This window comes from Nostoc sp. 106C (genome assembly GCF_002154725.1).
Taxonomy (GTDB): domain Bacteria; phylum Cyanobacteriota; class Cyanobacteriia; order Cyanobacteriales; family Nostocaceae; genus Aulosira.
In genome coordinates, this window is sequence record NZ_MTAW01000104.1 from 19,064 (window position 1) to 40,677 (window position 21,614).

Genomic DNA, 21,614 nt, shown 5'->3' on the forward strand with positions numbered 1-21,614 from the left:
TACCAGAGGTATGGTAATTGCTAGTAGCTATTTATGCAATCAGCTATTAGCAATCAGCCATGAGTAATTAGCAATAATCAAGACTCGATTAAAAGTCAGAGACTAATGCCAGTTGTTTGGCAGGTTTGGGTTTTCCAGTTTTGGGGTTGGAAGCTTTCAAGGTCATTTTGGGTTTACTACTTTGCAAAATCACGGCTTCATAGGGCACTACCCCAGCAATTTCGCTATCGAGACAACGCGCTGCTGCTTGTGATAGATCTAAGCTTCGAGGTGGAATATAAGGACCGCGATCGTTCACTCGCACAATTACAGCTTTTCTTGTTTTTAAATTTGTCACCTGCAAATAAGTATTAAAGGGCAGGGATTTATGGGCTACTGTCAATTCATTTTGGTTGTATATCTCGCCGTTTGCTGTTAAACGTCCATGAAAATAGCCTCCATACCAAGAAGCTAACCCAGATATTTTGCTTGGAGAAGGGGTGACACCATACATTTCTCTCTGCCCTTCTACGAGTGTCAGCTTTGGTGCTTTGAATGCGGAACGCAGATTATTAATCCAATCAATTGCTAATAATTCACCACTTCTATGGAATCGTTGAGAAATCTGTTTTTCAATTCCCCATAAAAAGCGATTACCTGCCATTAACGCAGGTATACCATCTACTAAAGCAGGCCGTAATTGATGAGCATCTAAGTTGGGTGACTTAACTAAGGGCATTAAGCGTTGTTGCATTGACTTTGCAGCAATTTCTGTGGGCAAAGTCGCAACTGGACGGTTATTTACCCAGACTTCATAGTTCGCTCGACCTCTATGAACAACCAATACTGGCAAGGAAGCAGACATAAAATTCTGCTCAACAGGATTAGCAAAGCGAAAGAAATCTTGCAGCGATCGCAGGATTTTATTCGGTAAAAAATCTCGATTTAAAGAGCCAGAGTTAATTATTCTTCCAGAAGACAACCCGCTAGATGTTTGTAAAATAGGTTGTTTTGATCCTATCTCTTCATCAAAACTACAAACCTGTTTTTTGCTATTTTTAACCGCTGTTTCCTTAGCATTTGGCGGTTGCTCTAGATTTGTTTTGTTTTCACTCTTTCCCCAATCTATTCTTAAGAATCTTGTAGGTAGTAACGTCGTGCTCCAAACATTTATCGACTGTTTAGGTTGCACAAACAATGGGCGATGCCTACTTACAAATTTTCCCAGATTGGCTGAAACTTTTGTTGGTAATACATTTGCTGTAATACTTGGTGGTAAGTTGTTGCTAAATGACAAAAAAGAACTAATCCAAGATGTCATGCAAAAAAATTCAAACAATATCATGTCGGTTTAATGTCCAAGTAACTGCACAATTCAACAGTGCACCCCTGGTTTTGCTAAACAACATTTTTTGGCTACGAAATTAAAATTTTATTCTTTGAAACAGAAAAAAATCAGAAGATTTTTTTGGCAAAACACTGAGCGATCCCCAGCAGGGATCATCATATCTTGTTGTCAGTAAATAGACAAATAAAAGTTTTAGATATTGTTTTGAATTATTAGCCTGTTTTAAATTTAAATTTTTTATAATTCACTTTCATCCCACAGAAAAAACGCATAATTATTTATTTAACAACAGCAAAAATACTTAAATATAAAATAAAAAAGTATTAATTTTTACGTAAAATATTTTATTTATAAAAATAAAATACACCCATAAGTGACCAGTAATCTTCACCAAATGGGAAATTTAGCGTGAAAACAAATTTCAGTAAATTGGTAAAAAATCAATCCAGGGTGTCTACACAACAAAGTAAGAGACTCAAATTAAAAGCTTTTAATTTTTAAATATGAGTTGCTTTAAATAAAAATAATCTGATTGAGTGAGACTTTTGGGATGAATCGGGTATAGCGAAAGACTTAAAACTAGTAGTGCTAAATAGTGATTTCACAGCCTATTTAAAAGTTTTTTTGGGAAGCGATCGCACAATCGCTGCGAAATGTAACAGATTGCAACGTATAATGAGAACGGCAAAATGACTAAGAAATCTTGAAGAGCAGTAGGGTTAAATGCGAGTAGCGATCGCGGGAGCGGGTCTAGCAGGACTTTCCTGCGCAAAATATCTCACAGACGCGGGTCATACTCCCATTGTCTTGGAACGCCGAGACGTACTGGGAGGTAAAGTGGCAGCGTGGCAAGATGCTGACGGAGACTGGTACGAAACAGGTCTGCACATATTTTTTGGGGCATACCCCAATATTTTGCAGCTATTCAAAGAACTAGGAATTGAAGAGCGTTTGCAGTGGAAAGAACACACCATGATCTTCAACCAGCCCGATGCGCCAGGCACATACAGCCGCTTTGATTTCCCCGATTTGCCAGCACCCTTAAATGGCATAGTGGCAATCTTGGGAAACAACGATATGCTCACCTGGCCAGAAAAAATTCGTTTTGGACTGGGTTTGTTACCAGCAATGGTGCAAGGGCAGAAGTATGTAGAGGAAATGGACAAATACTCTTGGACGGAATGGCTGCAAAAGCAAAACATTCCCCTACGAGTGGAAAAAGAAGTTTTTATTGCCATGTCTAAGGCATTGAACTTCATTGGCCCAGAAGAAATTTCCGCTACCATCCTGCTAACAGCCCTTAATCGCTTCCTCCAGGAGAAGAAAGGCTCAACAATGGCTTTTCTTGATGGTTCACCAACTGAGCGATTGTGTCAGCCGATAGTAGATCACATCACCGAACGCGGTGGGGAAGTTAGATTAAATGCCCCCTTAAAAGAAATTTTGCTCAACGGAGATGGCACCGTACGGGGATTCTTGCTCCGGGGATTGAATGGAGCAGAAGATGAAGTTTTAACAGCAGATCTGTACGTATCTGCCATGCCCGTTGACCCTTTAAAGGTAATGCTGCCAGCACCTTGGAAGCAAATGGAGTTTTTCCAGCAGCTAGAAGGACTAGAAGGAGTGCCAGTAATTAACCTCCATCTATGGTTTGATCGTAAACTCACAGAAATTGACCACTTACTATTTTCGCGATCGCCCCTCCTCAGCGTTTATGCTGATATGAGTAATACCTGCCGTGGATATGCTAACCCCGATCGCTCAATGCTGGAATTAGTTCTAGCACCGGCAAAAGATTGGATCGCCAAATCCGATGAGGAAATAGTCGATGCAACCCTTGCTGAACTAGAAAAACTCTTCCCCGACCATTTTGGCGGAGATAATCCAGCAAAGTTGCTGAAATATCATGTGGTAAAAACGCCGCGTTCAGTTTACAAAGCGACTCCTGGTCGTCAACAGCACCGTCCCTCGCAGAAAACCCCCATTGCCAACTTCTATCTCACAGGGGATTACACCATGCAACGCTATTTAGCCAGTATGGAAGGGGCCGTACTTTCTGGTAAGCTGACAGCGCAGGCGATCTCTGAAGCACTCCCGGTGGCAAATGCCTCAAACCTGCAAACGCTAACTCGATCGCCCGCAACGAATGCTGCAACTGCCTGATTCACCCCCGCGCATGAAAACGCTGGTCTCTGTAGACGATTCCTACAAACTTTGTCGGCAACTAATCGCCAAGTATTCCGCGACTTTTTACCTCAGCACTTTGCTCCTGAGTAAAGAAAAGCGTCCCGCTGTTTGGGCAATTTATGCTTGGTGTCGCCGTACAGATGAACTGGTAGATGGCCCTGGATCTGCTATGACCACACCAGAAACCCTAGACTTATGGGAGCAGCAGCTAGAATCAATTTTTTCTGGCAACCCAGCAGAAAATTTTGATGTAGCTTTAGCGGATACTGTCCAACGCTTTCCAATAGACATTCAGCCATTTCGGGATATGATTGCCGGTCAGCGGATGGACTTATACCGTAGTCGTTATGAAACTTTTGAGGAGTTATACCTCTACTGTTACCGTGTCGCTGGTACTGTAGGCTTAATGTCTACGGCAGTTATGGGGTTGGAGAATACCAGAAATACGGCTCCGTGGAATCGTGAACAACAGCCTTATATTCCTGTGAAAGAAGAAATTGCCTTGGGAATTGCCAAGCAACTTACCAATATCTTGAGAGATGTCGGAGAAGATGCGCGGCGAGGGAGAATTTATATTCCTTTAGACGATTTGGCACGATTTGGCTACACCGAACAAGACTTATTCAAAGGTGTGGTAGATGATCGCTGGCGTTCTTTAATGCACTTTCAAATTACAAGGGCCAGAGACTTTTACCGCAAGGCAGAAAAAGGAATTTCCTACCTATCTGCTGATGCCCGTTGGCCTGTATGGGCAGCCTTGATGCATTATAGTCAAATCTTAAATGTCATTGAACGCAACGATTACAATGTGTTCACTCAGCGTGCTTACGTCCCCCAGTGGAAAAAATTGCGTACTTTACCACTGGCTTGGATGCGATCGCAAGTCCTATGAAGTTTAGTCAATAGTCACGAGTTAATAGGCCAAAGTCAATAGTTCCAGAGCTTTTGACCAATGACTACTGACTACTGACTACTGACTAAAAGATGTTTGACTTCTCTGAATCTATCTGCTATCATTGTTATTCGTGACCCAGGAGAGGTGGCTGAGTGGTCGAAAGCGGCAGATTGCTAATCTGTTGTACGGCAGGCAACTCCGTACCGAGGGTTCGAATCCCTCCCTCTCCGTTTTCCAAGATTTAAAATATCAACGAATATTCTATTTTTAGAGTTAGGTATTAATTTAGGTGTAGATCCTTCTATATCTTCAGGGGGATGATATTATTTATCCTTTGGAGTCTGTTAAGATCGACCTAACCTGAAAATATAGTTAAAGTCTTACTTTCAGGCTCCTAAAGATTAGAGGAGTGAAAGTAATTTATGCAAAGAATTAGTACTGCCTTAGCCTTAAGTGTGGCTACCCTAGCAGCAGGTTTCTTTTTAGGGGCTTGTAGTGATAGTGCTACTAACGCGAATAACACAGGTAACACTCAAAGTTCTGCCACCCCGGCAGCTAACTCAACTACCACAAGCAGCAATGCTAAGGGGTTGAAAATTGGCTCCTTGCTACCAACAACTGGCGACTTAGCATCTATCGGGCAACAGATGGTGGGTTCAGTTCCCCTACTCGTTGACACAGTTAATGCTTGTGGTGGAGTTAACGGTGAACCAGTGACCTTAGTACCAGTAGACGATCAAACAGATCCTAAAGCAGGCGCAGCTGGTATGACCAAACTAGCGACCTTAGATAAGGTTGCTGGTGTAGTGGGTTCTTTTGCCAGTAGTGTTTCCACTGCCGCTGTCTCTGTTGCCACACCAAATAAAGTGATGCTGGTTTCTCCAGGTAGTACCAGCCCTGTATTTACCGAAAAGGCTCAAAAAGGTGACTTTAAAGGCTTTTGGGCGCGTACTGCTCCCCCAGATACCTACCAAGCACTAGCCTTAGCCCAACTTGCCAAGAAAAAAGGATTTAAGCGCGTTTCCACAGTAGTTATTAATAACGACTACGGCGTTGGTTTTGAAAAAGCATTTGTGCAAACTTTTGAAAAGTTAGGTGGAACCGTAGTTAATAAAGACAAACCCGTTCGGTACGACCCTAAAGCTCAAACATTTGACACCGAAGCTGCGGCGGCTTTTGCTGGTAAACCAGATGCAGTGCTGGCAGTGCTGTATGCCGAGACAGGTAGTTTGTTTCTCAAAGCTGCTTACCAACAAGGCTTGACTAAAGGAGTGCAAATTCTACTGACAGATGGCGTCAAAGCGCCTACCTTTCCAGATCAAGTTGGTAAAGCTAGCGACGGCAAGTATATTTTAACCGGAGCGATCGGTACTGTACCTGGTTCTGATGGGAAAGCTTTGGAAGGATTTAACAAGCTATGGAAAGATAAAAAGGGTGGTTCTCCAGGAGAATATGCTCCTCAAGCTTGGGATGCGGCCGCTTTATTAGTATTAGCGGCACAAGCCGCCAAGGAAAACACAGGCGTTGGCATCGCCAATAAAATTCGAGAAGTTTCTGCTGGGTCGGGTACAGAAGTTACCGATGTTTGCGAGGGGCTAAAATTACTGAAAGAAGGTAAAAAAATTAACTACCAGGGAGCCAGTGGCAACGTTGATGTTGACGCTAATGGTGATGTCGTTGGTGTCTACGATGTTTGGACTGTTGGGGATGATGGCAAAATCAAGGTGATTGATAAAGTTAGTCCTAAATAGGTTGTAAATTTAACCTTTTACAAAAGTCGATTCTAGAAAAATAAAACCACAGATAAACAACGGACAGTTTGCTCAAGTCGGCAAAGCCGCCCAGGCAACTGTCCTCCCGATGAATACGGATTTTATTGGTGTTTATCTGTGGTTGCAAATCAGAAATCAGAATTTGTGCAAAATGTCGGATGAGTGCTAACGGAAAAATACTTACTATTGAGCACTCACTACTATGCTTTTAGAAACCACTGAAGTTATAACCAACTCCTACCAACAAACCTATATCGGTATTGTCAAAAAAGCCAGCATTGACGGCAGCGGTGGCCGTAAATTGGGAAGTCAGTGGGAAATCAACACCACCAGTTATTAAAAAGGCAGCTTCAGAATTATCGCCTGTTTTAAAGGCTGCACCTGCGCCAATGTAGGGTGCAATTGGTAACGGTTCGCTAAATGGATCTGCTACCTGTTGGAAGTTAAAGTCATAGGTGAGGGGCACTAAAATTGTGGTATTGTCACCTAATACTGCTGATGGTCTCACTGAAAAAGTATTTGTCAGGCCTACTTTGCTAATGACCGCAAAGTTACCATCACCTAAAGCTGAGTCACTACCACTCAAACCAATGTTACCAGCAACACCAATATAGCTTCTACCTCCACGAGTAGGTCTACCTGGGTCGATATCTGCTTGTGCCACTGTAGAAGCAGATGGTTGAGAAGTAGACTGTTGAGAAGTAGGTTCTGGGTTTTGAGTTACAAACCCAGCCGCTGAAGTCATTGCTGTACCTGGAACAGGTGTAATTATACGAGTAGCAGTTTCCTGTGTTGCAGCATTAGGGAACTGCTGCTTAACTGCTAAATTTTCAGTTTCACTGGGTAGTGTTTGACTTGTCGCCTCTATTTCAGTACCTATTTGCTTCGGAGACTCTACAGTTGTAGTAGCCTCGCTTAACTGCTGATTGCTTGATGTGTCTACTGTTTGGGCTAAGGTAGGTAAGCTAGTGCCTAAAATGGCTATAGCTGCTAAAGTGGGCAGCCAAAAAACAGTTTTACGAAGAAAAATAGTATTCACATTCACTCCTGACAGAATATTGCCACACATAGATAAAGGTTTTTTGTGTTGACTCAAGAAACCTTAGCAATATTCAACCATTTAACACGAAAAAATTCATTCTTACATCCTGTATTTAACGGAATTAGCTAGCATTTGAGCCTCAGGAGTAGTGCAAAAATCGACTTCTGAATACAGCACTATCAGCGCTGGTTATAAATGCTTATAAACCTCGTCCATTTTGAAACCTGGAGTAGTGTGGGCCGGAAAGCCCGCTATGAAGAGCAGAGAGCAAGATGCTCTCACTACTTTTAAAACTATGGTTCTCAAAAAAGATGTAGTTTAGTTTTGAAATTAGCTTCAATTAAAAACTTACTTCGCTGCGCGAAATTCTGCGCAGCGCTATAAGAGTCCCTATTGCAAACTACCGACAGCTTCGGTAATTAGCTTTGAGATAAAAGGTAAAATAGCTCGGTTTTTAGCGTTGGCTTTGCCTTCAGTAAATACTACTAAAAGGTAAGGATGGCGATCGCGGATTTCAATGTATGCTGCATCATGGCGCACTTGACTTGTCCAACCAGCCTTTGACCAAAGTTGAGCATCTTGAGGAAGTCCACCTCCCAAAAAACCCGTTACTTGGTCTTCTTCAACATCTGTAGGTAAATCGTCAGGCTTAAGGCTGCGTTTGAGCAAAGCCATCATTGCTTGCGATCGCGCACTTGAAACGGCTACTCCGCCAACAATACTATGTAACAATCGAGCGATCGCATTTGTGGTCAGCATATTGCGATTTTCTAGCATTTCTCCATAAAATGCTCTCTCTCTGCCATAAGGGCCATCACCCCAAGTTTTTTGGCAGACGTTAATCGTCTCCATTTCTTCCCAACCTAAAGACTGAAAATAGCGGTTGACAAAATTACGTTGCGATTTCCAAGTTTCAAAGGGGCCGGGGGGTAATTCTGGCCCGGAAGTTGTGCCAGTCAGCACATCCACAACCAAGCTGGTAGCATCGTTGCTGGAGTCTACAATCATATCGCGGATAGCTTTTTCCAAATCTTTGGAAGTTGTTACCATGCTTTTCTCTAGCCATTCGTGAATTGCTACCAGGTAAAACAACTTCACCACACTGGCTGGGTAGATCCTCTCCACACCGCGATAAGTAAAACCACGTACAGAATGGTTCCAAAAGGCATCTGGAGTTAAGGCTCCACCAGTATTTACTAGTACAGGCGGATCGTAGACAATCCAAGTCAGAGCAATTTGGTTCCGCGCTAATGTAGGAAATGCTGCCCAAGTTGCTTCTAAAATACTTAACCCTAGATTTTCGAGTTGTTCGTCTTTTCGGAAGAAAATCATATTTAGTTATTAACCTTACAGAATGCTCTCTAATCCAAAATCCATCATCCAAAATCTCTCAGCGGCTGAGTACAATTGTCTCGCTGACCTAAACTTATATGATTCTCCTGAATGTACGCGCCTGGCAACTCAAGCCGCTTCTGGGCGACATCTGCGGGTAACATCAAATCATCAGGATGCAGCTGTTGAGGTGTATTTGTGTGAAGATGACTATCCAGGGTGGGTGTCTCTTGCTGATGTGGGTTTATTACAAAGAGCTACTTTACCCTATCGGGCGACAATATTTTCTGAATCTGAGATTAAAAAACTGCTACCAGAGGTCATCGCCTTTACTCACAAAGCGATGCAACAATCAAATTATTACCTTTGGGGTGGTACGGTGGGGCCAAATTACGATTGTTCTGGGTTGATGCAAGCGGCTTTTGTGTCTGTGGGTATTTGGCTACCTAGAGATGCTTATCAACAGGAAGCTTTTACGCAACCAATTAGTATTGCAGAATTAGAACCAGGAGATTTGATATTTTTTGGCACTCCTCAAAAAGCAACTCATGTCGGACTCTATTTAGGAGATGGTTGCTATATCCATAGTTCGGGGAAAGATAAGGGACGAAATGGAATCGGGATTGACCGACTATCGGAACAGGGAGATGAGGTGAGTCGGTCATATTATCAGCAGCTGCGCGGTGCTGGCAGAGTTATCAAGAGTTACGAACCACAGAGACGCTGAGGACGCAAAGGAATATGAGGAGTGGGTTGGTTTCTGCAAGGATGGCTGAAGAGAATGGGGGAATTTTAGCAATTGTCCCAGATATTTCCGTGGTAGTGCCTGTGCGTGATGAAGTGGAAAGTTTGCCTTTATTATTAGAGGCGATCGCTTCTTGTTTGATTGAGCATCAGTTAACCTATGAAATTATCTGTGTAGATGATGGTTCAACTGATGGTTCGGCGGATTTTCTCAAGCAACAAGCGCAAATCCGCAATGATTTAAAAGCGGTGATTCTGCGGCGTAACTACGGTCAAACTGCGGCAATGGCTGCGGGGTTTAACTATGCTTTGGGTAAAGTCATCGTCACTTTGGATGCTGATCTGCAAAATGACCCAGCTGATATCCCCATATTATTGACGAAGTTGGAGGAAGGCTACGATTTGGTCAGTGGTTGGCGACACAAACGCCAAGATGCAGCGCTATCGCGGTTACTTCCTTCTAAAATTGCTAACTGGCTGATTGGTAGCATCACAGGGGTGAAATTACATGACTATGGCTGTTCTCTCAAAGCTTATCGTGCCGAAGTCTTGGCAGATATGAATCTTTACGGGGAACTGCATCGTTTTTTACCAGCTCTAGCTTACATTGAAGGCGCAAGAATTACAGAAATCCCCGTGCGTCACCATCCCCGGCGTTTTGGTCGCAGTAAGTATGGATTATCGCGGACTTTCCGGGTAATGATGGATTTGTTGACGATTTCTTTTATGAAGAAATTCCTCACACGCCCAATGCATGTTTTTGGGTTGTTGGGCTTAATCTCAATGATTTTAGGGGCAATTATCGGAATTTACTTGACTTTTATCAAATTGGCTTGGGGTGAAATGATTGGCAATCGCCCATTGCTGATTTTAGGAGTTCTGCTACTGGTAACCGGAGTACAGCTGTTTTGTTTTGGTCTATTGGCAGAGTTGTTGATGCGTACTTACCATGAATCCCAAGGTAGACCCATCTATCGCGTGCGGGAAGTGGTAGCAAAAAATGTTAACTAAAGTAACAATAAGAGAAAAACACGTTTAGTATTCAACTGCATCTGCCTTGAAAGTCTTTGAGAAACTTGAATTCCAACTAAGACGTAACCTGCTGGCGTTATTTACAGCAGGTTTATTATTCTGGTCTAGTTTAGGTGCTTTATTACCAACGCTACCACTCTACATGCAGGATTTAGGCGCAACCAAGCAACAAATTGGCATTGTGCTGGGTAGTTTTGCAATTGGGATGTTGCTATTTCGCTCTGTATTTGGCAGGTTAGCAGATCGACGGGGGCGGAAAATAGTCTTACTAATTGGGATGCTAGTCAATGCGATCGCACCCCTTGGTTACATACTAGTGCAATCAATTCCTGGGTTAATGGCAGTGCGGGCTTTTCATGGATTAAGTATCGCGGCTTTTACTACAGGTTACTTAGCATTGGTAGCAGATTTAGCACCAGAAAAAAATCGCGGTGAAATCATGGGTTACATGAGTCTGGTGACACCGATTGGTGCAGCCATTGGCCCGGCTTTAGGAGGGTATTTACAAGCGGCGAGTGGATACACGCTGTTATTTTTGTTGTCTACGGGATTAGCTGTGGTTGGTTTATTATGTCTTGTACCAATTGTCAATCCCCCAATACACAAACAGCAACAAGTTGAGAGCAATGATGGCCAATTTTGGCAACTTTTATTTAGCCCCAGAATCAGAGTTTTAGCCAGTATCATGCTGATGATTGGCTTGGTTTTTGGGGCTTTGCACACCTTTGTACCTTTATTTATCAAAGCAGCTAAAGTAAATTTAAACGCAGGTTTGTTTTACACAGTTGGCGCACTTGCAAGTTTTAGCGTCCGATTTTTTACGGGCAAAGCTAGCGATCGCTATGGTAGAGGTTTATTTATTACTTTGAGTCTGGTTATTTATGCTGTGTCCATGATTTTGCTATGGAAAGCTAGCAGCGCCAATATATTCTTAATAGCAGGAGTTTTAGAGGGTGCTGGTTCTGGTATCCTCATGCCGATGATTTCTACTGTGGTTGCAGATCGAGCACTACCACAAGAAAGGGGAAGGGTATTTTCTCTCTGTATTATGGGGTTAGATGTGGGAATTGCGATCGCTAGCCCTGTTTTCGGTTCTGTCGCCGAACAAGTTGGCTACCCCAATATGTTTGGTTTTTGTGCTGGTTTAACTGTGATGGCATTGCTAATTTTTCTGACTCAGTGCAACAAAAACCTCTCCAGTTCCTTACGCTTTGCCTTGGGTCGCGCAAAAGATGCTTATTCCCTCAATCAATCTTGATATAAACAAAAAGACGCAATATTAATTGCGTCTTTTTCTTTTAGTTAACGGGCGAGGAGGGATTCGAACCCCCGACACCGTGGTCCGTAGCCACGTGCTCTAGTCCACTGAGCTACACGCCCCTGCCAGGAAATTATATTAACACGTTCTTCCAAAATGATGCAAGAAGATTTTTCATCTAATTCTGCTAACTTAACCCATCTCGATCACCAAGGGCAGGCACAGATGGTAGATGTGTCAGAAAAAGTGCCGACTGTGCGGCAAGCTGTAGCTGTTGCCCAGGTGCGAATGCTGCCAGAAACTTTTGCTGCTATCCAAGCCGGGAATGCTCCTAAAGGGGATGTGTTAGGAACTGCGAGGATCGCTGGAATTATGGCAGCTAAACAGACAGCTAATTTAATTCCTTTGTGTCATCCCTTGCCATTGCAGAAAGTCGAAGTCGAAGCGATCGCCGATGCCGAACTTCCAGGCTATAAAATTTATGCCACCGTTAAAACTAAAGCTGAAACCGGGGTAGAAATGGAAGCTTTAACTGCTGTTTCTGTTGCGGCTTTAACTTTATACGATATGGCAAAGGCTTTAGAAAAATCGATTCAAATTGAATCAATTCGGTTAATTAGTAAAACTGGCGGAAAATCGGGAGATTATTCCCCGCCAGAATCATAGCCTACTCAAGCTCGCCTATAGCTTCGCTGAGATCAGTTGGACTTTCAAATTCTTTATCTTCTGGTAATTGCTCTAAAATTGAAAGCACTTCCTCATCAGCGCCTTGCTCTTGAGCATACTCAATTAGCTGGATAGTCAACACCTTTCTAGTATTTTTGTACTGAAACTGGGTTAGCTTTAGCCATTTTCATCTACCTCTAAATAGTGATGCTTTTAAAGGAGGACGTGTTTACAAATTTACTGATGCAATTCCTTTTAATCTGTTGCGATCGCCAATTTATCATGCTTAGGAGCGATCGCATCCTCAAGGCGCTAACCCCTGCGTGCTACAAGCCGAAAAATTATCCAGCTTAGATACAGAGCGTTTGGTAGACCAAAATAGTCATCTGCTCACTGCTGTTCATTCTCAAGGTAAATTTACCCTATTGTCTAGTTCTAATAGCAACTGCACCCCCAAGACCCTTAGAATAATTAGGGTGTGTTGAAATATGTAACAAATATTTATGCCTCCTCGTTGGCCTACCAAACCCGATCGCCAAGACCCAGCCTACCGCAAGATAGATGACAGAATGAATTTTGCTGTACATGTGGCGATCGCAGCTACGATTAATTCTGGGCTGTGGTTTTTCCAAAATCTGAAAGCAGCTAACTGGGAATGGCTGCCTTGGTTAACGGTAAGTTGGATCGTTGTATTGTTGGTGCATTTAATTTATATCAGTGCGATCGCAAATTATTCCAATACGCCACCAAAATCCACCTGAAGATAGACTACCAATGCTGGGGCGATTGTAACCTGTGACTGTAGAGTTAGCCTGGGTAATTGAGCGATAATGATAAATAACCTGAGAGTTTGCGCTCTTTGTAGATATGGGGTTATTTTTATGGCTAAGACTAATACCACAGAGCTACTAGAAGCCCTAGCAGCCGAAATAGGTGAAAACATCTACTTAGACATTGCCAAGTGGCATCTTTATTTATCTAATGCCAAATTGCATACCGTTGTTGCCGAACAATTGTATCCCTTAATTACTTCTAATACTGTCAATGAAGACCGAGTTATAGCGGTATTAGAATCTATTCCTGTCAAAATTGGTGGTGGGAGAAAGGAAGTTGCTTTAATTGATTTACTACCACTGCAATGCCAGGTAAATTTAGTAGATATTTTAGAAAAATTCCAACGTGAGTTTTAATTTCTCTACTTTAAGTGTCCATACTGGCTCTGGCAGAAATCCTCAATGAGAAGGTAAAGGACATGACTGCATATCAATTTCATGATGAACATACTTTAGCAGAAACAGCAGAAAAACTTGGTAAAAAAGCTTTGGAGTTGGGTTTGATACCTAGTTTTGTAGTGCGTTATTTTCCTGATAGCAGGCAATATTACATTCCCAACGAAAAAGAATCTGAACCGTTGACACCAGAAGAAGCATATATGCGGTTTAAAAAATTAGTTGAACAATCTGGTAAGGCTTAAGTAAACATTCTCTTGTTAACTGGGAAAATTGAGAATCTACTCAAAGTAGAACACTTCAGCAATTAGCATCAGTTGGGGTTAAATTTCAGGCAAATTTAGTGAGGTTAATTATATGTTTTTACAAGTCAAAGATACTAATGATTTAGTCAAGATCGTTGATTTTCAGGAATTGATTGATCCCAATAGGGATTCTGTTCATGCACAGGATCAAGAAGGGCAAGAAGAACAGGAAACAGAAATCTTTAAAAAAGAAGAGTTGGTTTTTCCTTCTGGGGAAAGTTTACCACTTTGTTGGTTAGATGCCAACTATAGAAAAGCTAGCTATAAAAAAGCTAGCTAAAACTTGATGGGTAATAGGTTCTTTCTGATTATCTATTACCCAAATTAGGTGTTACTGGATGATATAACTTTGTCTACTACTGTCGCCGCTTTCTCTTCAGAAGAGGAAAAGAATGTTTTAGTTGTCCAGTAAGTCAAGATATGAGATAAAACTCCTAAAGGACCAGCAAATAAACATAGTGCAAGGGAGTGAATTGTCCAAATACCTGTTTTTTGCCCTTGCCAATATATCCAACGGCCAACAAATAAATCCATCACCAGAAAATGAATCCAACCAGTTGCAGCGGCTTTTTCATCGGCAAAAAATCTTGCAATATCAGCTAATTGGGGATTAGATAAAGCTTGGGCATTTTCTGGTGTAATGCTATTGATGAACAAATACAAATATGCCCCAGCTAAAGGTACAAAGGGTAGATGTGATTCCATTATCCGCCGAGTCACTTTCCAATTAGGTAGGAGAATCATCAATGCCCAAAAAGGTAAAACAAAAAGATTGGCAACGTTAAATAATTGTGTGATGTTCATATATGTTATTGCTTGTCCTTGGTGACTAACTATGTCACAAATTATCCTACTCCCAAGATGGGTTCATGGAGAAATATAACAGACAATAATACAGATATTATGGGAGTCAGTAGAGCAATGTTAGCGCAAATTCCTGTTGTGGTAAGATGTAATGCCCGATTCCAAACTATAAAGGCGATCGCACCCGGGAAAATTGCCAAATAGAGGATTCCTAAGCATTGAATAATCGTCAGTTCAAAGCTAAATCCGAACATGGGAATCATACATAATAAGAACAACAATCCAAATAAATTAAACAGAAACATTCCAATATCGGTATCAAATTTTTGGTGTTTAATTAGTACTGAAAAAGCAGCCCAAGACAAAGCAGCAGAAAAGGTGGCTATTGTTCCTAAATTCATACCTATATCTAGTGATTTGCCTTGAGCAATCAAAATATATAGTCCGACAAATTCCAAGCAATTAATTAAAGCTGAGTTTTTAGATATTTTTTCCTTAAATAAGAAACCTGATAATAGCAACATCATTAATGGATAGAGATAAAAAATTACCACTACTTGAGAAGCAGGCAGAAGTTGATATCCTTTCAAATAAAATACTTGTTGGATACCTAAACCAATTATTCCAGTTACTATAAAAAAACTAAGTTGCCTTTTAAGTACTCTTAACGTTTCCTGTATCTTGGTTTGCATAACCAAGTTAATTCCCAAAATAAGAGTGGTAAAAAAGCCAACATAGATTGCTACAACAAAACTGTCTAGTGTAGAAACTGTTAACTTAAATATCACCCCTAAAGTTGCCCACAAAGACACAGCAAATAAGGCATACATCATACCTCTAGGGTGGTTTTTAGATTCTCCAAAAATAACGTTTGACATCACTTTGACCAAGCCCCTTCTGGGCAGGAATATAGAGAACGGACGGGGGAAGAATCTGCCCCTATCGAAAACACCTTCGGGCACTTAAATAGAAGAGGTAACGGGTAACAGCGAGAATTTTCCGCTTTTGCCCGTTCCCTTCTTTGAATACTGATTAACTTACAAAGCTACAAGTTGCGATTCTATTTCCGCAGATTTCAAATCACGCCCAATGAAAACTAAACGAGTTTGCCTTGCTTCTTCTGGTTGCCAAGGGCGATCGTAAAATTTATCAAATCTGGTTCCTACACCTTGCATGACTAAACGCATGGGTTTATTTGGCACAACTACAAAACCTTTAATGCGATAAATCTCTTGCTGGTTTACTATTTGTTGCAGTTGTTGTTGTAGTTTTTCTGGGTCAAAGGCACGGTCTAAAATTACGTGAGTTGAGGTAATCTCTTCGTCGTGGTCGTGGTCTTCTTCCGTGTCATGATGACTGGGACGGCTATCTAAGTCATCTTCCACAGCGGCTTGGAATCCCAGTAATATAGATGGGTCGAGTTGACCGCGATCGCTCTCGACAATCTTCACCACCCTCGGTAACTCTTGTTTAACCAACTCCTCAACTTTTGCTTTTGCATCAGCATCTACCAAGTCAGTTTTATTTAAAATTACTAAATCTGCACAAGCCAGTTGATCTTCAAATAGTTCTTGCAATGGTGTTTCATGTTCTAGGCTATCATCTGCTTGCCGTTGTTTTGCTACTGCCTCGGGATTGCTGGCAAATGTCCCCGCAGCTACAGCTGCACAATCTACGACGGTAATCACCGCATCCACCGTTGCACCAGTACGAATTTCCTGCCAGCGAAAAGCCTTGATCAGAGGTTTTGGTAAAGCTAAACCAGAGGTTTCAATCACAATGCAGTCGATGCTATCCCGCCGCTTCAGCAGCTGTTGCATTGTGGGGTAAAACTCTTCTTGCACGGTGCAGCACAAGCAACCGTTAGTTAATTCAAAGATATTGCTCCCATCATCACTATCTTCGGGACAAATTTGACAGGATTTTAATAATTCCCCATCAATACCGAGTTCCCCAAATTCGTTAACTAAAACCGCAATCCGGCGTCCTTGGTTGTTTTGTAGCAGGTGGCGAATTAGGCTGGTTTTACCACTGCCTAAGAAGCCTGTGATTACTGTGACAGGAATTTTAGTAGCCATTGTTTAATAAGAATTTTGCCCAAAAGCCATAATTTGGCTCTGTTTGCATTTTGCCTGATCGCTGCGTAGATTGGAAATCAGGATTTATATGTATGAAAGGGAACAGGGATGAGGCTGAGGCGGAAAGAGTAGAGCGGGACAAGAAATACAAATGACAACTGACCAATGACAAATGACTAAATAGCAGTAGGGGCAACTTCCTTGCGATCGCCTAATTTTACTCAGGAGACCCCAGGGAAATCGCCCCTAGAATTTACAAAAAATTGACTTACAAAGAAAGATTTACTCAGCAGTAGCAAGTTCGGTGCTACCACGTGTACGCTTACGTGTCAGGGTGTTGAACAGCATTACACCAATTGCCTTGATCAAGTTGCCTTCCAATTCTTGGAACATCTTCATGTTCATGCCAAAGGCGGCGTTAGCTTCATCAACAATGCGATCGGCTGTAGCTTCATCGATAGGCAATTCATCCAAAGCTTGACGATATCTAGCTTTGAATTCCTTCTCGTCCGGAATCTCTGCAAATTCATAAAAGGCAGTACCCTGCCCTTCCGAAAGGTTCATTGCCGTTACAGCAATGTTTTTGAGTATTTGACCACCAGATAAGTCACCGAGGTAACGGGTGTAAGAATGTGCAATTAATAGTTCTGGTTGTGTTGCAGATATTTCTCGGATGCGCTGCACGTAAGCTTCGCCCGCCGGAGATAGCTGGATTTGCTCTCGCCAGTTGAAGCCATAGTAGTAACTCAGGTCTTCCTCTAAGGTCTGCTTACGGTTGAGTTGGGGAAAATTAATTTTGCTAACAATCGGATGGTCAACAAGCTTTTCCATTTCCTCTTCCATAGCTGAGTAGATGAAATAGAAGTTACCAACTAGCTTGCGGTATGAGCTTTTCTCCACCACTCCTTTTAAAAAGCACTTGACAAAACCAACGTTTTCTGCCATCGTATGGGCTTTCTTAGTGCCTACACGCAATTTGCTTGCTAAATTGCTACTCATGCTAAATTTCTCAACTTTAAAAGGTCAACTACCAGAGTTCCGATTTACTAACGGCTAAAAAAGGCCATTAAAACGTTACATTAGAACTATTTGATGAGAATTTATATTAAAAATTTTTAAGCTCCTTGAGTTTGGGATCTAGTTTTACATAGCAAAACGTCTTATCAGGTGAGAATTTCTAGTTAGGAAATTTGATTTTTAGTTCTAACTAGCTAATTTGGATATTTGCCAGAACAACTGCCAATTTTGCTCTAAATCCTAGAAAGTGATGCTTTTTACAGTTTATTTATCTTCGCTTACTTTGTAAAGTGATATTAATTACCGATAACCGGAAACAATAATGTCGAGATGACCGTCAGCAATAGTGATAGTTGCAGAGATTATTTATCAATTTCTGATAAATAGTCTCTTCGAGAATCTTTACAATTAGTTAGAAATATTTATAAGTATTTTTGCTTAACAACAGTATTTTTAGATTATAGATATTCCGTCAAAAGAACAAATATATAGTAAGTTTGGTAGGCAACAATCCACCCAGCAGTTAAGAATCGTCGTCAGTTAAAAAACAACGAGTGGGTATGTCTACGGACAACTTTGATGCTGACATTGATCTACATCTAGTTACTTCACCAATCAAAAGATAATAAGTCAGAATTGTTGAACAAAGTGTAAAGTGCTATTCTCCAGTGTGACTGTGTGGAGTGTTTAAACATATGGTTTCATCAATAACTCGGACTCAAGGCGGCCTTTATGAAGATTCCGCTGTGGAAGACAATATCGAAAGTAATTTTGCGCTTAACTTAATAGCACTACCAAAAAATCCTTTATTTGGTACAGATGGTATTCGCGGACGAGTAGGAGAGTTGCTGAGTGCGCCCTTAGCATTGCAAATAGGTTTCTGGGCGGGTATTGTTTTGCGTACTCATGCTGCCAACTCAGGCCCAGTGATTCTCGGACAGGACTCCAGAAACTCCAGCGATATGCTGGCGATGGCCTTGAGTGCCGGGTTAACAGCAGCGGGAATAGAGGTTTGGTATTTGGACTTATGCCCTACTCCCTGTGTTGCTTATCTTACAAGCATTAGTGATGCCATAGGCGGAGTGATGATTTCTGCCAGCCACAATCCACCAGAGGACAACGGGATTAAAATTTTCGGTGCGGATGGTGCGAAGTTACCACTAGCATTACAAGCAGAAATTGAAGCAGGACTACGTGGCAATAAGTCAGCTGTTGCCAGTGTCAGTAATTGCGGGCGGCATTATTTACGAAAAGAGTTAGTCAAGGATTATAGCGAAGCCTTAAAACAACCCTTGCACAGTGCAGTCAATCTTCAGGGAATGAAGATTGTTTTAGACTTAGCATGGGGAGCAGCAGTTGGGTTAGCCCCAGCAGTATTTACGGAAATGGGAGCAGAGGTCATTTGCTTGCATAACGAAGCAGATGGCGATCGCATCAATGTTAACTGTGGTTCTACTCACCTAGAAATTCTGCAAGCTACTGTTAAGGAACACAACGCCGATGTCGGCTTTGCCTTTGATGGGGATGCTGATCGCGTTTTAGCTGTAGACAGTAAAGGAAGACAAGTGAATGGCGATTACATTCTCTACCTTTGGGGACGCCACCTCAAGCAAAAACAACAACTGCCAGATAATTTGATAGTTTCTACTGTCATGGCCAACTTAGGCTTTGAAAAGGCTTGGCAAAAATTAGGTGGTAAATTGACTCGCACAGCTGTAGGCGACCAATATGTGCAAGCCGAAATGCTGCGACAAGGAGGAATGCTAGGAGGCGAACAATCGGGTCACATCCTTTGCCGTCATTATGGCATTACTGGAGATGGCTTGTTAACAGCCTTACATATAGCAGCTTTGATTAAAGAAGCTGGTGTTGCCCTCCACGACATGGTAGACCAAAGCTTTCAGACCTATCCCCAACTACTACACAACGTGCGAGTTATAGATCGCGATCGCCGGATGGCGTGGAAAGATTGCGAACCGCTACAAAAAGCGATCGCCCTTGCCGAAACAGCAATGGCTGATTCTGGCAGAATCTTAGTCCGTGTTTCTGGCACAGAACCAGTAATTAGGGTTATGGTGGAAGCGGCAAATGCAGAGCTTGCTCACCACTGGACAAATGAATTAGTTTCACAAGTCCAGCAACACTTAGGATAACCAGTGCTGACGTGCTGAGTTAAATATCAGGACTCAGCACCCAGAACTGAAACTCATGGCCAAACCCAAGAAAAAATCTCAAAAATCAAAAGAGCGATCGCAATCCGAAACACCTACCCTTAGCCTAAAAGAACGGTTAGCTCAAAAACGCAAAGCTACCCTTGCACGCAAAGAATTCACCAGTTTATTGACCGCCGCCACTTTTGGCGGTCTCTTCTTTGGCATACTGCTTTTTTTTGTGGGTGGAATTAAAGCAGCAGTTCCAGGTGCTTTAGCAATTCTCATCTTTTCCCTATCTTACAAATACCCTCGTCATGCCCTGTTTGCTTTTATAATTTACGTACCATTGGGTGGTACTATTACTTACTACCTCGGCAGTAGTCCTATACTCCAATTGGCTAAAGATGCTTTTTATGTTCCAGCTCTAGTTGGACTTTGGCAAAATTGTCGCAAGCAGGGGTTACCTTTCATTCTTCCTCAAGCTATTAAAACCCCACTATTAATTTTATTAACATTGTGCTTACTAACACTGGTTTTTATTAATGGTGGGCAGCAGTTCAATCCACCTAAAGTAGGATTGCTAGAACAAGCACCAAATGAATTTCCTATAGGTTTAGGCATTCTAGGATTAAAAGTATTTTTAGGCTATGTACCTCTAATTACCTGTGCTTATTATTTAATTCGCAATAAAAAAGATTTTCTATTTTTATCACGCTTACAAGTTGTCTTAACGCTTATTTGTTGTGTCTTAGGATTTATTCAATACTTTTTACTACTAACTGGTGTCTGCCAAGGTACTAGAGGGTTGGAAGGAGATGCCTTATTTAGAGCAACATTAGAGGCTCGTTGTTATTTTGGCGGCTCGCTACTATATAGTCCAGAAGAAGGAGTGATTCGCCTACCAGGAACTTTTGTAGCTCCTTGGCAATGGGCATGGTTTTTAATTGCTAGCACCTTTTTTACCTTTGCTACTGGCTTCAGCGATCCTTCTATACTTTGGCGGGTTATCAGTTTAGGTTCCTTAGCTTCAGTCTTTATTAATGCTGTGATTTCTGGGCAGAGAATTGCCCTAGCTTTAGTACCAGTATGCTTCGTAGCTTTGCTATTTCTTACTGGTCAAATTGCCAACCTCAAACGTTTTATCCCCATTGGTGTAGGACTGGCCGTGATTCTAGGAATTGCCATGATCGCTAATCCTACTGTAGTGCAAGAAAGAACTGAGAGTTTTACTGGTCGCTGGGAAGCTTCACCACCCCAAGAGTTTATTGTTCAGCAATTTGAAGAAAACTGGAAAAATGTCGATGGGCCGTTAGGAAGTGGTTTAGGAAGAGCCACTAATTCTGCTCGTTCGATGGGTTCAACTAAATTGGTGGAAACCTACTACCCTAAAGTACTGTTTGAAGTAGGAATTTGTGGATTAATAGGTTTCTTGGCTTTAGTCACCACCCTCACAAAAGCTGGTTTCAAGACATATCGTTCGTTAAAAAACCGTAGTTTCCGCAGTTATGGAGCTTCTTTATGGGTGTTTATCTTGTTTATTAGCTATAACACCTACTATTACCCTCTAGATGTCGATCCTGTTGCTGTTTATTACTGGTTTTTTGCAGGTGTTCTTTTTAAATTGCCAATCCTAGAACAACAAGAGAAGAGCAACATAGAAGTGGAGCACACAGGAAATAAAAAGCATCCTCTTAGATGAGAAATTAACTCAATATGGGACTCAAATAGAATACTCCCGTAAACTCTCGGAGGGCAAATACTTAATTGTAGACT

General features: G+C 41.8%; 20 protein-coding genes, 2 tRNA genes and 1 pseudogene. 14 read left to right on the forward strand and 9 right to left on the reverse strand.

The window, feature by feature from the left end:
• Positions 1–88 precede the first annotated feature (88 nt).
• Positions 89–1,324 carry a septal ring lytic transglycosylase RlpA family protein gene (locus tag BV375_RS13720; protein ID WP_086761325.1) on the reverse strand — a complete coding sequence of 412 codons (1,236 nt, stop codon included), beginning with the start codon at positions 1,322–1,324 and terminating at the stop codon, positions 89–91.
• A 726-nt stretch (positions 1,325–2,050) separates the two neighbouring features.
• Between BV375_RS13720 and pds the strand changes: the two genes are divergently transcribed.
• The 4 genes from pds (at position 2,051) to BV375_RS13740 (ending at position 6,160) form a co-directional block, all read left to right on the forward strand.
• Entirely contained in the window at positions 2,051–3,490 is a 1,440-nt protein-coding gene (gene pds / locus BV375_RS13725; protein WP_086761327.1) for a 15-cis-phytoene desaturase, read from the forward strand.
• Positions 3,474–4,406: a 15-cis-phytoene synthase CrtB gene (crtB, locus tag BV375_RS13730; RefSeq protein WP_086761329.1), complete on the forward strand. Its 933-nt coding sequence runs from the start codon at positions 3,474–3,476 to the stop codon at positions 4,404–4,406. Before pds ends, crtB begins: the two co-directional genes overlap by 17 nt.
• Before the next feature lie 141 nt (positions 4,407–4,547).
• Positions 4,548–4,639 (forward strand) — tRNA-Ser (locus BV375_RS13735).
• 192 nt (positions 4,640–4,831) lie between these two features.
• Positions 4,832–6,160 carry an ABC transporter substrate-binding protein gene (locus BV375_RS13740; protein ID WP_086761331.1) on the forward strand — a complete coding sequence of 443 codons (1,329 nt, stop codon included), beginning with the start codon at positions 4,832–4,834 and terminating at the stop codon, positions 6,158–6,160.
• Between the two features lie 229 nt (positions 6,161–6,389).
• Here the strand turns inward: BV375_RS13740 and BV375_RS13745 are convergent, their stop codons facing one another.
• Both BV375_RS13745 and BV375_RS13750 read right to left on the reverse strand, forming a co-directional pair.
• On the reverse strand, positions 6,390–7,220 hold the full coding sequence (locus tag BV375_RS13745) for a hypothetical protein (RefSeq protein WP_086761507.1): 831 nt from the start codon (positions 7,218–7,220) through the stop codon (positions 6,390–6,392).
• A 393-nt stretch (positions 7,221–7,613) separates the two neighbouring features.
• Entirely contained in the window at positions 7,614–8,555 is a 942-nt protein-coding gene (locus BV375_RS13750; RefSeq protein WP_086761333.1) for a serine hydrolase, read from the reverse strand.
• Between the two features lie 22 nt (positions 8,556–8,577).
• Between BV375_RS13750 and BV375_RS13755 the strand changes: the two genes are divergently transcribed.
• Genes BV375_RS13755 through BV375_RS13765 form a run of 3 tightly spaced genes read left to right on the forward strand, consistent with a single transcriptional unit; the run spans position 8,578 to position 11,589 of the window.
• Complete coding sequence (locus BV375_RS13755; protein WP_086761335.1) at positions 8,578–9,282, forward strand: C40 family peptidase; 705 nt, start codon at positions 8,578–8,580, stop codon at positions 9,280–9,282.
• Positions 9,283–9,296: 14 nt separating this feature from the next.
• Positions 9,297–10,310 carry a glycosyltransferase family 2 protein gene (locus tag BV375_RS13760; protein ID WP_086761337.1) on the forward strand — a complete coding sequence of 338 codons (1,014 nt, stop codon included), beginning with the start codon at positions 9,297–9,299 and terminating at the stop codon, positions 10,308–10,310.
• Positions 10,311–10,356: 46 nt separating this feature from the next.
• On the forward strand, positions 10,357–11,589 hold the full coding sequence (locus tag BV375_RS13765) for an MFS transporter (protein ID WP_086761339.1): 1,233 nt from the start codon (positions 10,357–10,359) through the stop codon (positions 11,587–11,589).
• 48 nt (positions 11,590–11,637) lie between these two features.
• On the opposite strand, the gene BV375_RS13770 is transcribed toward BV375_RS13765, so the two are convergent.
• A tRNA-Arg gene (locus BV375_RS13770) sits at positions 11,638–11,711 on the reverse strand.
• A gap of 34 nt (positions 11,712–11,745) precedes the next feature.
• Here BV375_RS13770 and moaC point away from each other — a divergent pair.
• Complete coding sequence (gene moaC, locus BV375_RS13775) at positions 11,746–12,255, forward strand: cyclic pyranopterin monophosphate synthase MoaC (RefSeq protein WP_208099117.1); 510 nt, start codon at positions 11,746–11,748, stop codon at positions 12,253–12,255.
• A 1-nt stretch (position 12,256) separates the two neighbouring features.
• On the opposite strand, the pseudogene BV375_RS13780 reads toward moaC, so the two are convergent.
• Positions 12,257–12,440, reverse strand: a pseudogene (locus BV375_RS13780) (DUF2795 domain-containing protein).
• A 318-nt stretch (positions 12,441–12,758) separates the two neighbouring features.
• Here BV375_RS13780 and BV375_RS13790 point away from each other — a divergent pair.
• The 4 genes from BV375_RS13790 to BV375_RS13805 all read left to right on the forward strand — a co-directional run bounded on the left by BV375_RS13790 (position 12,759) and on the right by BV375_RS13805 (position 14,069).
• The gene (locus BV375_RS13790; protein ID WP_086761341.1) at positions 12,759–13,016 is read left to right on the forward strand and encodes a 2TM domain-containing protein; all 258 of its coding nucleotides are present in this window, start codon (positions 12,759–12,761) and stop codon (positions 13,014–13,016) included.
• Positions 13,017–13,136: 120 nt separating this feature from the next.
• Positions 13,137–13,445 (forward strand): DUF3181 family protein, encoded by a 309-nt coding sequence (locus tag BV375_RS13795; protein WP_086761343.1) that lies wholly within the window; start codon positions 13,137–13,139, stop codon positions 13,443–13,445.
• A gap of 62 nt (positions 13,446–13,507) precedes the next feature.
• Positions 13,508–13,729 (forward strand): hypothetical protein, encoded by a 222-nt coding sequence (locus BV375_RS13800; protein ID WP_086761345.1) that lies wholly within the window; start codon positions 13,508–13,510, stop codon positions 13,727–13,729.
• 112 nt (positions 13,730–13,841) lie between these two features.
• The gene (locus BV375_RS13805; protein WP_086761348.1) at positions 13,842–14,069 is read left to right on the forward strand and encodes an acetyltransferase; all 228 of its coding nucleotides are present in this window, start codon (positions 13,842–13,844) and stop codon (positions 14,067–14,069) included.
• 44 nt (positions 14,070–14,113) lie between these two features.
• Here BV375_RS13805 and BV375_RS13810 read toward each other — a convergent pair whose 3' ends face one another.
• The 4 genes from BV375_RS13810 to BV375_RS13825 form a co-directional block, all read right to left on the reverse strand.
• Entirely contained in the window at positions 14,114–14,593 is a 480-nt protein-coding gene (locus BV375_RS13810; protein WP_086761350.1) for an ABA4-like family protein, read from the reverse strand.
• Positions 14,594–14,634: 41 nt separating this feature from the next.
• Positions 14,635–15,471 carry a DMT family transporter gene (locus BV375_RS13815; protein ID WP_086761352.1) on the reverse strand — a complete coding sequence of 279 codons (837 nt, stop codon included), beginning with the start codon at positions 15,469–15,471 and terminating at the stop codon, positions 14,635–14,637.
• Between the two features lie 159 nt (positions 15,472–15,630).
• Complete coding sequence (gene cobW, locus BV375_RS13820; protein WP_086761354.1) at positions 15,631–16,671, reverse strand: cobalamin biosynthesis protein CobW; 1,041 nt, start codon at positions 16,669–16,671, stop codon at positions 15,631–15,633.
• 282 nt (positions 16,672–16,953) lie between these two features.
• Positions 16,954–17,670, reverse strand: coding sequence for a heme oxygenase (biliverdin-producing) (locus tag BV375_RS13825; RefSeq protein ID WP_086761356.1), 717 nt, complete (start codon positions 17,668–17,670; stop codon positions 16,954–16,956).
• A 713-nt stretch (positions 17,671–18,383) separates the two neighbouring features.
• On the opposite strand from BV375_RS13825, the gene glmM reads away from it, so the two are divergent.
• Entirely contained in the window at positions 18,384–19,841 is a 1,458-nt protein-coding gene (gene glmM, locus BV375_RS13830) for a phosphoglucosamine mutase (protein WP_086761358.1), read from the forward strand.
• A gap of 55 nt (positions 19,842–19,896) precedes the next feature.
• The gene (gene hpsL / locus BV375_RS13835; protein WP_086761360.1) at positions 19,897–21,540 is read left to right on the forward strand and encodes a hormogonium polysaccharide biosynthesis protein HpsL; all 1,644 of its coding nucleotides are present in this window, start codon (positions 19,897–19,899) and stop codon (positions 21,538–21,540) included.
• The last annotated feature ends 74 nt before the right edge of the window (positions 21,541–21,614 follow it).

Excerpts from the sequence above, each read along its gene's own strand:
- BV375_RS13720 (WP_086761325.1), bottom strand. The coding sequence starts at position 1,324 with ATGATATTGTTTGAATTTTTTTGCATGACATCTTGGATTAGTTCTTTT.
- pds (WP_086761327.1), top strand. The coding sequence starts at position 2,051 with ATGCGAGTAGCGATCGCGGGAGCGGGTCTAGCAGGACTTTCCTGCGCA.
- crtB (WP_086761329.1), top strand. The coding sequence starts at position 3,474 with ATGCTGCAACTGCCTGATTCACCCCCGCGCATGAAAACGCTGGTCTCT.
- BV375_RS13740 (WP_086761331.1), top strand. The coding sequence starts at position 4,832 with ATGCAAAGAATTAGTACTGCCTTAGCCTTAAGTGTGGCTACCCTAGCA.
- BV375_RS13750 (WP_086761333.1), bottom strand. The coding sequence starts at position 8,555 with ATGATTTTCTTCCGAAAAGACGAACAACTCGAAAATCTAGGGTTAAGT.
- BV375_RS13755 (WP_086761335.1), top strand. The coding sequence starts at position 8,578 with ATGCTCTCTAATCCAAAATCCATCATCCAAAATCTCTCAGCGGCTGAG.
- BV375_RS13760 (WP_086761337.1), top strand. The coding sequence starts at position 9,297 with ATGAGGAGTGGGTTGGTTTCTGCAAGGATGGCTGAAGAGAATGGGGGA.
- moaC (WP_208099117.1), top strand. The coding sequence starts at position 11,746 with ATGATGCAAGAAGATTTTTCATCTAATTCTGCTAACTTAACCCATCTC.
- BV375_RS13790 (WP_086761341.1), top strand. The coding sequence starts at position 12,759 with ATGCCTCCTCGTTGGCCTACCAAACCCGATCGCCAAGACCCAGCCTAC.
- BV375_RS13795 (WP_086761343.1), top strand. The coding sequence starts at position 13,137 with ATGGCTAAGACTAATACCACAGAGCTACTAGAAGCCCTAGCAGCCGAA.
- BV375_RS13800 (WP_086761345.1), top strand. The coding sequence starts at position 13,508 with ATGACTGCATATCAATTTCATGATGAACATACTTTAGCAGAAACAGCA.
- BV375_RS13805 (WP_086761348.1), top strand. The coding sequence starts at position 13,842 with ATGTTTTTACAAGTCAAAGATACTAATGATTTAGTCAAGATCGTTGAT.
- BV375_RS13810 (WP_086761350.1), bottom strand. The coding sequence starts at position 14,593 with ATGAACATCACACAATTATTTAACGTTGCCAATCTTTTTGTTTTACCT.
- BV375_RS13815 (WP_086761352.1), bottom strand. The coding sequence starts at position 15,471 with ATGTCAAACGTTATTTTTGGAGAATCTAAAAACCACCCTAGAGGTATG.
- cobW (WP_086761354.1), bottom strand. The coding sequence starts at position 16,671 with ATGGCTACTAAAATTCCTGTCACAGTAATCACAGGCTTCTTAGGCAGT.
- BV375_RS13825 (WP_086761356.1), bottom strand. The coding sequence starts at position 17,670 with ATGAGTAGCAATTTAGCAAGCAAATTGCGTGTAGGCACTAAGAAAGCC.
- glmM (WP_086761358.1), top strand. The coding sequence starts at position 18,384 with ATGGTTTCATCAATAACTCGGACTCAAGGCGGCCTTTATGAAGATTCC.
- hpsL (WP_086761360.1), top strand. The coding sequence starts at position 19,897 with ATGGCCAAACCCAAGAAAAAATCTCAAAAATCAAAAGAGCGATCGCAA.